General features: G+C 41.4%; 8 protein-coding genes and 1 rRNA gene. 1 reads left to right on the top strand and 8 read right to left on the bottom strand.

The annotated features are described in order from the left end of the window. The 4 genes from LX64_RS23480 to lptB all read right to left on the bottom strand — a co-directional run. Nucleotides 1–142 (bottom strand): 16S ribosomal RNA (locus tag LX64_RS23480); the annotation flags it as partial. An 880-nt stretch (nt 143–1,022) separates the two neighbouring features. After that, complete coding sequence (fabG, locus tag LX64_RS23475; RefSeq protein WP_111600140.1) at nt 1,023–1,772, bottom strand: 3-oxoacyl-[acyl-carrier-protein] reductase; 750 nt, start codon at nt 1,770–1,772, stop codon at nt 1,023–1,025. 51 nt (nt 1,773–1,823) lie between these two features. Continuing rightward, nucleotides 1,824–3,356, bottom strand: coding sequence for a GH3 auxin-responsive promoter family protein (locus tag LX64_RS23470; RefSeq protein WP_111600139.1), 1,533 nt, complete (start codon nt 3,354–3,356; stop codon nt 1,824–1,826). Between the two features lie 27 nt (nt 3,357–3,383). Continuing rightward, nucleotides 3,384–4,145, bottom strand: a complete 762-nt coding sequence (gene lptB, locus LX64_RS23465; RefSeq protein WP_111600138.1) for an LPS export ABC transporter ATP-binding protein — start codon at nt 4,143–4,145, stop codon at nt 3,384–3,386. A gap of 161 nt (nt 4,146–4,306) precedes the next feature. Here lptB and metF point away from each other — a divergent pair, with 161 nt between their 5' ends. After that, entirely contained in the window at nt 4,307–5,260 is a 954-nt protein-coding gene (metF, locus tag LX64_RS23460; RefSeq protein WP_111600137.1) for a methylenetetrahydrofolate reductase [NAD(P)H], read from the top strand. A gap of 265 nt (nt 5,261–5,525) precedes the next feature. Here the strand turns inward: metF and LX64_RS23455 are convergent, their stop codons facing one another. The 4 genes from LX64_RS23455 to LX64_RS23440 all read right to left on the bottom strand — a co-directional run bounded on the left by LX64_RS23455 (nt 5,526) and on the right by LX64_RS23440 (nt 9,643). After that, entirely contained in the window at nt 5,526–6,224 is a 699-nt protein-coding gene (locus LX64_RS23455; RefSeq protein ID WP_158538724.1) for a porin family protein, read from the bottom strand. Between the two features lie 449 nt (nt 6,225–6,673). After that, nucleotides 6,674–7,273, bottom strand: coding sequence for a porin family protein (locus LX64_RS23450; RefSeq protein ID WP_158538723.1), 600 nt, complete (start codon nt 7,271–7,273; stop codon nt 6,674–6,676). 135 nt (nt 7,274–7,408) lie between these two features. Then, nucleotides 7,409–8,119: a porin family protein gene (locus LX64_RS23445; protein ID WP_111600134.1), complete on the bottom strand. Its 711-nt coding sequence runs from the start codon at nt 8,117–8,119 to the stop codon at nt 7,409–7,411. Between the two features lie 114 nt (nt 8,120–8,233). After that, entirely contained in the window at nt 8,234–9,643 is a 1,410-nt protein-coding gene (locus tag LX64_RS23440; protein ID WP_111600133.1) for a TlpA family protein disulfide reductase, read from the bottom strand. Nucleotides 9,644–10,035 lie beyond the last annotated feature (392 nt).

The raw sequence follows: 10,035 nt of genomic DNA, 5'->3' as shown, positions 1-10,035 counted from the left end.
TCTTGAAGGAAGGTTGCGTACGTGTTCCGCACCCGTTTGCCGGTCGCCGCCCATGTATTGCTACACTGCGCTGCCCCTCGACTTGCATGTATTAGGCCTGCCGCTAGCGTTCATCCTGAGCCAGGATCAAACTCTCCATTGTAAAGAAGTTGTTTGAACTGGCTAATTACTCTCGTAATTAGACGTGTCAATTAATGTTTTTCGCTAACATTACCTGTTATTTGATCTCTACTTGCGTAAAGATCGATGCTGTTGTTTCCAAACTTTCAAAGATCTTGTTCGGTTCACTTTTGAACCAAATTTGTGAGTGTTTAGGTTGCGAACCCGTAAGCCTTGCGCTACACTTGATCATCATTATAAGAACTACTTGCTTGCTATACCGCGTTGCTTTTCAATGCGTCCCGTTTGATTGGGAGTGCAAAGGTAGTAAACTTTTTATCACTTCCAAATTTTATTTTCAATTTTTTCGAAAAAGATTTTTTGAAGTTTAACTTCTCTGGATCCTTACCCAGCCTGTGTTACAAGCTTTTGTTTTCGTACTAAAAATAAAAGGAAAATATCGTCGTAAAGAGCTTTTTGTATGCGTGCTTTCTATCAAAGCGGGATGCAAAGGTAGGGAAGTTTTCGGCTCTGCCAAATATATTTCACGTGTTTTCGAAAGATATTTTTCAAAATGGCCGTGGTGGCTGGTTTCAGAGGATATATTTTTTAGCATGTTTTGAGTAATACGATGGTTTTGAGTGTTTTAACGTAGAAGCATATACGAAGATTCCATTGTTACACTAACGTAGAAGGATATACGAAGTGCTTATTTTACTATTCGTGATAATGTGCATTGCATAATATATATACAGTTGATGAACGTATTGCGACGCAACAACGGCCGCCCCCTACCCCAACGCTCGATCACTACATATAATAATATACACCTCGGCTATCATCGATTTACTACGTGATATTATCAAGTATAAAAAAAGCACGCCTAACGGCGTGCTCTCCTTATATAATATATACGTAGCGTATTAGATGTTCAAACCACCACAAACACTTAATGTTTGACCCGTAAGGTAAGCCCCCATGTCGCTCGCCAAGAACAAACAAGTGTTAGCAATGTCTTCCGCTTTACCGAAACGACCTAATGGAATTGATTCCATGTATTTCGTTGCAGAATCGCCTTCTTTCAAGTAGCTCGTCATGTCTGTTTCTACGAAACCCGGCGCAACCGCGTTACAACGAATGTTGCGGCTACCGACTTCTTTCGCGATAGATTTTGTAAAGCCTATGATACCTGCTTTAGATGCCGCGTAGCTACTTTGACCTGCATTACCTGTGATACCAATGATAGAGCTCATGTTGATAATAACACCGCTTTTTGCTTTCATCATTGGGCGAATCACATGCTTCGTCATGTTGTACACGCTTTTCAAGTTGATGTTCATTACATCATCCCATTGTTCTTCGCTCATGCGCAACAACAAGTTATCTTTAGAAATACCGGCATTGTTTACGCAGATATCTACTGTACCGAATTCTTTAACCACGTCGGCTACTAAGGCTTCGCAATCTGCGAAGTTGCCGGCATTGCTTTTATATGCTTTCGCTTTTACGCCGAATGCTGTCAATTTATCTTCCAACGCTTTTGCTTTCTCGTCGGAACTTACGTAAGTGAATGCAACGTTTGCACCTTGTTCAGCAAATTTTAAAGCAATAGCTTCACCAATTCCACGGCTCGCACCGGTTACTATCGCTACTTTGTTGTTAAGTAATTTCATCGTAAGTTGTTAGTTTAACTTTTTTAGTTTGATTATCGTTGTTGTGTGTGTTTAGTGTGGATTGTTTTGTAAGAATCCCAGGATTTCCTCTACACATTTGCGTTCGTTGCTAAGTCGTGGTACTTTATGTTGCCCACCCAATTTGCCTTTACTTTTCAACCAATCGGTGAATGTGCCGCGTGGAATTTTGTGTAAAACAGGCATGCGTAAGGCAATATCTTTATGACGTTTTGCTTCGTAATCGGAGTTGATTTGCTTTAACGTGTTATCAAGCGTGGTGATGAAGGTATCCATGCTGTTAGGTTCTACTTCAAATTCCACCAACCATTCATGCCCACCATTGCCTTCACTGCTGAAATAAACAGGTGCGGCTGTATAATCATTCACAATGGCGCCTGTTACTTCACATGCTTTCGCAATGGCACGGTCGCTATTATCTACAATTACTTCCTCACCAAACGCGTTCATAAACGATTTTGTTCGACCACTTACTTTTACCCTGAAAGGCGCGAGTGATGTGAATTGCACGGTATCGCCAACTAAGTAGCGCCAAAGGCCGCCATTAGTGGAAATAACGAGTGCATAGTTTTTGCCGAGTTCTACTTCGTTCAGTTGCAGTGTTTGCGGGTCTTCTTTGCCGAATTCTTCCATTGGCATGAACTCGTAAAATATCCCGTGGTGCAAGAACAGCAACATACCTTCGTCGCTACCAATTACGTCTTGGGCCGCGAAGAAGCCTTCGGAAGCATTGTACGTTTCTTGGTATTTCATTTTCGGGCTGCGGATCAATCTTTGGAACTGCTCGCGGTACGGGGTGAAGCTCACGCCGCCATGGATATACAATTCCAAGTTGGGCCAAACATCAGCCAAGTTATCTTTACCCGTAATCTCGAAGATTCTTTTGATCAACACGATGGTCCACGTTGGCACCCCTGCAATAGAGGTCACGTTTTCGTGGATAACGGCATTGGCCATTCTTTCGATCTTCTCCTCCCACTCGTCCATTAACGCAATCGACAAATCGGGCGTACGCACCAGGTTACCATAAAATGGCATATTCTGAAGCATCACCGCACTGAGGTCACCAAAAAAAGAGTCGCTGTCGGTAGACAGTTGGTTTACTTGGTGGCTTCCGCCGATGGCGAGGGATTTACCGGTAAGGAGGTCTGATTCGGGGTTATTATAATAATATAGTGTAAAAACATCTCGCCCGGCGCGGTAGTGGCAATCGTCCAAGCTTTCTACAGTGATAGGGATGAATTTGCTTTTATCTGCCGTTGTGCCGCTGGATTTGGCAAACCATTTAATGGGTGTGTTCCAGATGATGTTTTGTTGACCTTCCATCACGCGGGTGATGTAAGGTTTCATGCCATCGTAATCGTGGATGGGCACTCTTTTTTTATATTCTTCTACCTTATAGATGTTTGAGAAGCCGTATTTTTTACCGAATTCGGTGTATTGAGCGGCACTCAATAGGTTTTGAAAGACTTGGTGTTGTACTTGTAATGGGTACTGCATGAAGTGCTCGATGCGGCCCATTCGTAACCTGGCCAATTGTGATATAGCAGGACTTAAAATTTTCATACTGGTGATGGGTAGGGTGAAATCGACTTATTGTTTTGCTGCTTCTTCCAGGTAGTTTTTGCGGCGTAGGATAAAGTTTTGGCCAAGATAAACTTTTCTAACTTGTTCATCTTCAGCCAATTCTTCGGCAGTGCCGGCTTTTAGGATCTTACCTTCAAACAATAAATAAGCCCTATCTGTAATGGATAGTGTTTCTTGTACGTTGTGATCGGTAATTAGAATGCCGATGTTTTTGTATTTCAGTTTGGCTACGATGGCTTGGATATCCTCTACGGCAATAGGGTCGATACCTGCGAATGGTTCATCCAAGAGGATAAACTTAGGATCAACCGCCAAGGCACGGGCGATTTCCGTTCTTCTACGTTCGCCACCGGAGAGTACGTCACCAGGGCTCTTTCTTACGTGTTGAAGGCGGAATTCGTTTAAAAGGGACTCCAATTTTTCTTTTTGTTCTTTTTTGGAAAGCTTTGTCATTTCCAAAACGGCGGAAATATTATCCTCCACACTAAGTTTCCTAAATACGGAAGCTTCCTGCGGCAAGTAGCCGATACCCATTTGCGCACGTTTGTACATGGGCAACTTGGTAATTTCCACATCATCCAGGAAAACCTGGCCTTCATCCGGCTTAATTAACCCTACCACCATATAGAAGGTAGTTGTTTTCCCGGCACCGTTGGGTCCGAGCAAGCCTACAATCTCACCTTGCGTTACCTCTACAGATACGTGGTTTACCACGGTCCTGGCGCGGTAACGTTTTACCAATTGCTGTGTATGTATTCTTAGTGCCATATAATCAAACTTAGCAAAATTAATAAAATAGTTGACAGTTCTGGCCCCGTCACAAACTTATAACGTTTTGTATATAAAATAAGGTATGGATAATGATGTGGAGATATGTTATTTTTGCGGGGCTTTTAAAAAAAATTTCAAGCCCAACCGTCATTAAACGTATGAAAGTCACTGAACATATCTCACAGGCAAAGGATACATTAATTTCTTTTGAAATATTACCACCATTAAAAGGGAAAAGCATTGAGTCGATTTATGATCACCTCGACCCGATGATGGAATTTAAGCCAGCCTTCGTTAATGTTACGTATCACCGTAGCGAACATATGTTCAAGAAGCGTATGGACGGATCTTTCGAAAAAGTAGAAATTCGTAAGCGCCCAGGTACCGTTGGTATTTGTGCGGCGATTATGAACCATTATAACGTAGATGCAGTACCACACTTAATTTGCGGTGGTTTCACCAAAGAAGAAACGGAGAATGCATTGATCGATTTAGCGTTTTTGGGTGTAGATAACGTATTGGTATTACGTGGCGATGCCCCTAAAAATGAAACTTATTTCGAGCCGGAACCAAACGGACACCGTTATGCCATCGACTTATTGCACCAAGTGCAGCATATGAATAACGGGATTTATTTGGAGGAAGACTTACAAAACGGCGTAAAAACGAAGTTCTGTATCGGTGTAGCCGGTTATCCAGAGAAACACTTTGAATCGCCGAACCTTAATAGCGACTTACAAATCTTAAAGGCGAAGGTAGATGCGGGAGCGGAATACGTGGTAACGCAGATGTTCTTCGACAACCAGAAATATTTTGAGTATGTGAAGCTTTGCCGCGAAATGGGTATCAATGTTCCCATCATCCCAGGCTTGAAGCCTCTTACAACGAAGAAACAGCTAAGTGTAATCCCTCGCAGTTTCCAAGTAGATATCCCAACCGAGTTCTCTAACGAAATCATGAAATGTAAAACTGATAAGGAAGTAGAACAACTGGGTACAGAATGGCTCATTCAACAATCTAAAGAATTAAAAGCCTTCGGCGTGCCGGTATTACACTATTATACTTTGGGTAAACCACTCGTTATTAGAAAAGTAATGGAAGCTATCGTGTAAGCAAAGCTTACCATAACGGCTAAAAATATAAGTGCCACCGCGTAGAGACGTGGTGGCATTTTTTTCCCTATAACTGTCACACTTTTTAATGTGTTTGTGTTGCTAATTTTTTAAGCTAATAATAAACTAACTACAGATAAGACGAAATCTTACTTCCCTACCCCTATCAGCTACTAAAATATTTTTCGTTCCATCTTCCCTAAAACGCAAACACGCCTTTACCGTTACCGGTAAAAGCGTGCTTGTTACTTATTATATAATTATGTTAGTAGTCCTCTCTTGATAAAAAGACGCCCAAACTCACTCCAACATATTGGTTCTTCGTTGTGGTCATCTTGTTATGATCAATATCATTCAAGCCCAAACTATAATTAGCGCCAATCGTCAACAAGCTTTTAAACTCGAAGCCCACTAAGAAGTTCAAGCCAAAATCCCAAGGATACAGGTACATTTTGGTTGGGTCGCTGCCACCTTCGCGCCTGAATTTTACAGATCGATTATTGTTCGTAACTACTCCGCCATTATAATTAACGGTGTACTTATAGTTACCTCCTACTCCCAATCCAGCATACGGACCGGCTCCAACAAATACTCTCCCGGCATTACCTACCGGCTGCCGGTATACCAAGTTCACGGGTAGTTCTACATAATGGAGCTGTAACTTTTGGCCAACAGGGGTGTAAACTTCAGGATTAATGGATTCACTCGTAAGCTTGGCGCCTTTCGTGGTGTACCTAATAACCGGTTGTACATATAATCCTTTATAAACAGGAATATTCAGTTGTACATCGGCATGCCAGCCACTTAGGGTGTTGGTTGTGTTTTGAATGTTGGTTAAACCTGGATAGTTGCCTTCTAGTGTCATTTTTGATCCTGTATAACCAGCTTCAAGTCCAAAGCTGACTTGAGCCTTTACGGAATACACAGGTATAAAAGCCAGCAAGAGCAGGCTCTTTTGAATCATGCGGTAGGTGTTCATATCTATTCTAAATACAAATAATACTCTCTCGTTAAATGATCGGTTTCGACTAAGGAATGAATGCTTGGGGTTACCTTAAACGTTACTGTCTTGAAGTGGGTGGCACAAAAAATTGATGAACCTTATTAATCACAAAGTTAGCTTCTTCTAAACATATTATTAATTCTTAGTGGCCCTTTTAATCAAAAAATAAAATGCAGCTGTATATCGACCAATTTCTAACCGATATACTGCTGCATCTACTGTTAATTTTTCTTATGGCTACAAATTATCCTTAGGTCTACTTGCGTTTTTACTGTCTGTCGATTCTAATAACAGGCGTAGCCGTTAAATGTTTAAAAAAATCTATCTAATTTTTTAATCACATTAGATATTTTTCTTCAAACTCCCATTGCGCAAAGCGTTACAGGGGAAATATTTTTTCTTGATAATGGCTATTTACCTCCGAATTTATACCCAATGTTCACACCGAACGAGGTATTACGGAATGAATTATCGCTATCACCATCACCTGCTAAGTTTACTAAACCTAGGTCGGTATATAGCCCAAAGTTAATCCCGTTCGATAATTCGTACCCTACTTGGAAGTTACCGCCCACGTCGAAGCGCTTTAATTCTCCGGCTTGGTTACCAAAGTCGATACTATTACCGTTTACATTACCGCCCAAGGCATATGCCAAGTATGGACCAATACCGATAAACAGGTTACCGGCACCTACTTCTGGTTTATACATAAAGTTTACGGGTAATTCTAAATAATGGAGGTTGGTTTTCACATCGCGGGTGAGGAAATCGCCCTTACCACCTTTACCTGTATATAACAAGCTGGGTTGAACATAGAACTCGTCGGCGATGGGTAAATCCAATGTTACACCGCCTCTGAAGTTGGTGATAATGTCGCTGGTAGATTTGCTACCTAATACTTTTAGGGTGTAGCTAGAAAACGTTGGGCCGGCTACCACACCCCATTTCGCTTGTGCAAAAGATGCACTTGCCAGCAAAATTGCAATGGCAGACAACATTAGTTTTTTCATGAGAATTGGTTTTGTTGTAAGTAAAGTTGTTTTCATGTTTTGGGGAAGATTATTTGAGGAAGAAACAAAATGCCGCAACAAAGGTTGTTGGGGCATTTTGTGATGATGCTTTTTTTGCTTGCCTATTTTCTTACGTTAGGGTTTTGGCGCCCTACCGAACATATAACCTACGGATACACTAAATACCCTGTTTTTATTATTGTCGTCGGTACTATTATCGGTTCCGCTTCTTAATTTACCCAAACCTAGTCCGTACTGGGCCGAGATTAAGAAGTTATTACCTAGTTCAACACCAGCTAGGATGTTACCACCCCAATCGAAGCGTTTGTAACGGTCCCAACCTTGGTTAGGATCACCGGAATTGAAAGGCGTATCATCATCCCATTTAATATTGCTGGAACCGGAAGAAGTTACACCTGCAATGGTGGTTTCATACTTGTTTTTACCGGCTACACCGAATGCGAAATAAGGACCCACACCTGCGAACAAGCGGGCATTTTCGCCAATTGGAATTTTACCAACAAAGTTTAAAGGGATTTCGATGTACTGTGGGTTGGTAGTGAACTTAGAATAAGCTGCACTGCCTTTTTCGCCAGATTCAAGTTTTGCACCTTTACCGGTATAATATACCCCTGGCTGAAATGATAGGATTTCTGAAAGTGGAAGGTCGGCTAACACACCAATGTGAAACGAACTGTGAGAGTTGTTTTTGTTGATGGATCCATCGTTGTCTGTAGAAATGTTCGCCAAATTCCAACCACCTTTCACACCTACTCTAACCTGCGCTTGAGCAACACTGCCTAAAAAAACTAATGCCGCTAAAGATAGAAGAACTCTCTTTGTCATAATCTATTAGTTTGATTTGACTAGAGAAATCCAAAGACTGTGCCAACTACAGAAAAGGGGCTTATAGCGAATTGTATATCAATTCGTTATAAGCCCCCTAACACGAGTTTAACTCTATTTCTTATTTGGGGAAAGTGATTCCAAGTGCGTTAAAAACCCGTCTAATTGTTCCACACCTAAGCGTTTCGCAACAATCTTTTTCTTTTCATCAAGCAAGTAAACAACCGGTGTGCTGTACACATCGTATAAGCGCCTGTAGTTACTTGTATATTGAGGATCCCAAGCATTTACCCATTGCAATTTATGCTCGGCGATATATTGTGTCCACTCTTCTTTCGTGCCTTCTGTTTTAATACCCAAAATGGTTACCCCTCGCTTCTTCCAGCTAGCGTTATAGGCAGAATCGATGCGTGGAATTTCTGTTTTACAATGTCCACACGTTGGGTCCCAAAACACCAATACCGTATATTTCGAGGGTATTTTATATAATGAAATGGGCTTGCCGGCAGGATCTTGTAATACCAACGGCGCAGCAGGCTGCCCAATTAAGTTCGGTGCCATGGCATAAGCACGACTAATAATCTTGTTCTTTTGCTCTTCTGTTAACCATTCTGTTTGTCCCGATACGTAGTACTTTTCTACTAAGTGAACGAACACAGCATCGAAGCCCATGTATTGCGATTGTTCGTACGTATAGGTGCACCACCATAAGATGTATTTATACATCTCGCGGTCTTTCTTCGCTTTGCTGATTAGCATATCACATTCCGCGATCACTGAATCGGGATGTATTTGTACCAAGGTTTTGAAATATTTCTCTAAACGCGTTTCCAAGATAGGTGTGCGTACGAGGCGGCCATCCGACAAGTTGAAATCGTCCCAGTAATGCGCTTTGTAATAGCGGTATGGGTAGGTAGAGTCGAGTGTACCATCAGCTTTCTTTGGCATGGGAGGTACTGCCGGTTCACGCATTCCTTTGAAAATGCTGGCTAAAAGCGACTGTGGATTTTTAGCGATAATGTTATTGCGGTAATCTTGGATACGCTGTGTAAGTGCTTCTTGTTCGTTGCGAACATTCGCTGTATCGGCTGGTGTTTTAGCTGCTGCATAGTCGGTTTTTACCTTCTCTGACGCTTTCGACTCAGTAAACAAGTATTTATTATAAGCATAGAAAGTTTCGTTTTCTGGCGAGTTTTTGAAGGTAGCATGGTGGATAAAGTCGGCTGTATCGTTGCTAACACTGAAAGTTTGCTGTTTATCGAGTAAAATCTCGAAGTAACGGTCTTTCTTCGGCATAACGATCATATAGATTCCACCGGGTAAGGCTTTTGTACCTTTGATAACGGCATTACCATTGGCATCTACCAACGCGGAATCTACGAGGTAAGTTTGTTTACCCATGTAATGACCGAGGTAAAAATAGCCGTTCTTATAGTTCTTCACTTGAACGGAGATGTTGTAACCTTGCGCCAGCAAGGCATTACAACAAAATAGGCTGCATATTAGAACGATAAATTTTCTCATAGGTCTTGTAAAAATAATCAAAAACGAATACGAATTCCATTCGCTGGGATAAACGGAATGTGGTGGGGGATTATTGTCAAATAATGCATTAACAATATTGTTTACAAGTGTTTACATGACTGGATTTTTTTGTTTTTGTGGAATGATGAGTACACAAGGGGTGGTAAATAACTGTTGAATATAGCAGTGTACCTGTACATTTTACCGTGATAACATATTATTTGGCGCTAAATGGCTGTTAATCAATATACAGAGAATTAATATCCATTCACTAGCAGCAGCATGGACGACTATTGGGGAACATGTGGGATATATATGGGTAATATATGGGTAACATTGGAAGAACATTGGAACACCATTAGAAGACCATTAGGAGATATTATAAAATGTCG

Origin of the sequence: Chitinophaga skermanii, assembly GCF_003259335.1 — a bacterium.
Classification (GTDB): domain Bacteria; phylum Bacteroidota; class Bacteroidia; order Chitinophagales; family Chitinophagaceae; genus Chitinophaga; species Chitinophaga skermanii.
Note: the sequence above shows the minus strand (reverse complement) of the source record. Positions and strands in the feature narration are given on the sequence as shown.

Excerpts from the sequence above, each read along its gene's own strand:
- fabG (WP_111600140.1), bottom strand. The coding sequence starts at position 1,772 with ATGAAATTACTTAACAACAAAGTAGCGATAGTAACCGGTGCGAGCCGT.
- LX64_RS23470 (WP_111600139.1), bottom strand. The coding sequence starts at position 3,356 with ATGAAAATTTTAAGTCCTGCTATATCACAATTGGCCAGGTTACGAATG.
- lptB (WP_111600138.1), bottom strand. The coding sequence starts at position 4,145 with ATGGCACTAAGAATACATACACAGCAATTGGTAAAACGTTACCGCGCC.
- metF (WP_111600137.1), top strand. The coding sequence starts at position 4,307 with ATGAAAGTCACTGAACATATCTCACAGGCAAAGGATACATTAATTTCT.
- LX64_RS23455 (WP_158538724.1), bottom strand. The coding sequence starts at position 6,224 with ATGATTCAAAAGAGCCTGCTCTTGCTGGCTTTTATACCTGTGTATTCC.
- LX64_RS23450 (WP_158538723.1), bottom strand. The coding sequence starts at position 7,273 with ATGAAAAAACTAATGTTGTCTGCCATTGCAATTTTGCTGGCAAGTGCA.
- LX64_RS23445 (WP_111600134.1), bottom strand. The coding sequence starts at position 8,119 with ATGACAAAGAGAGTTCTTCTATCTTTAGCGGCATTAGTTTTTTTAGGC.
- LX64_RS23440 (WP_111600133.1), bottom strand. The coding sequence starts at position 9,643 with ATGAGAAAATTTATCGTTCTAATATGCAGCCTATTTTGTTGTAATGCC.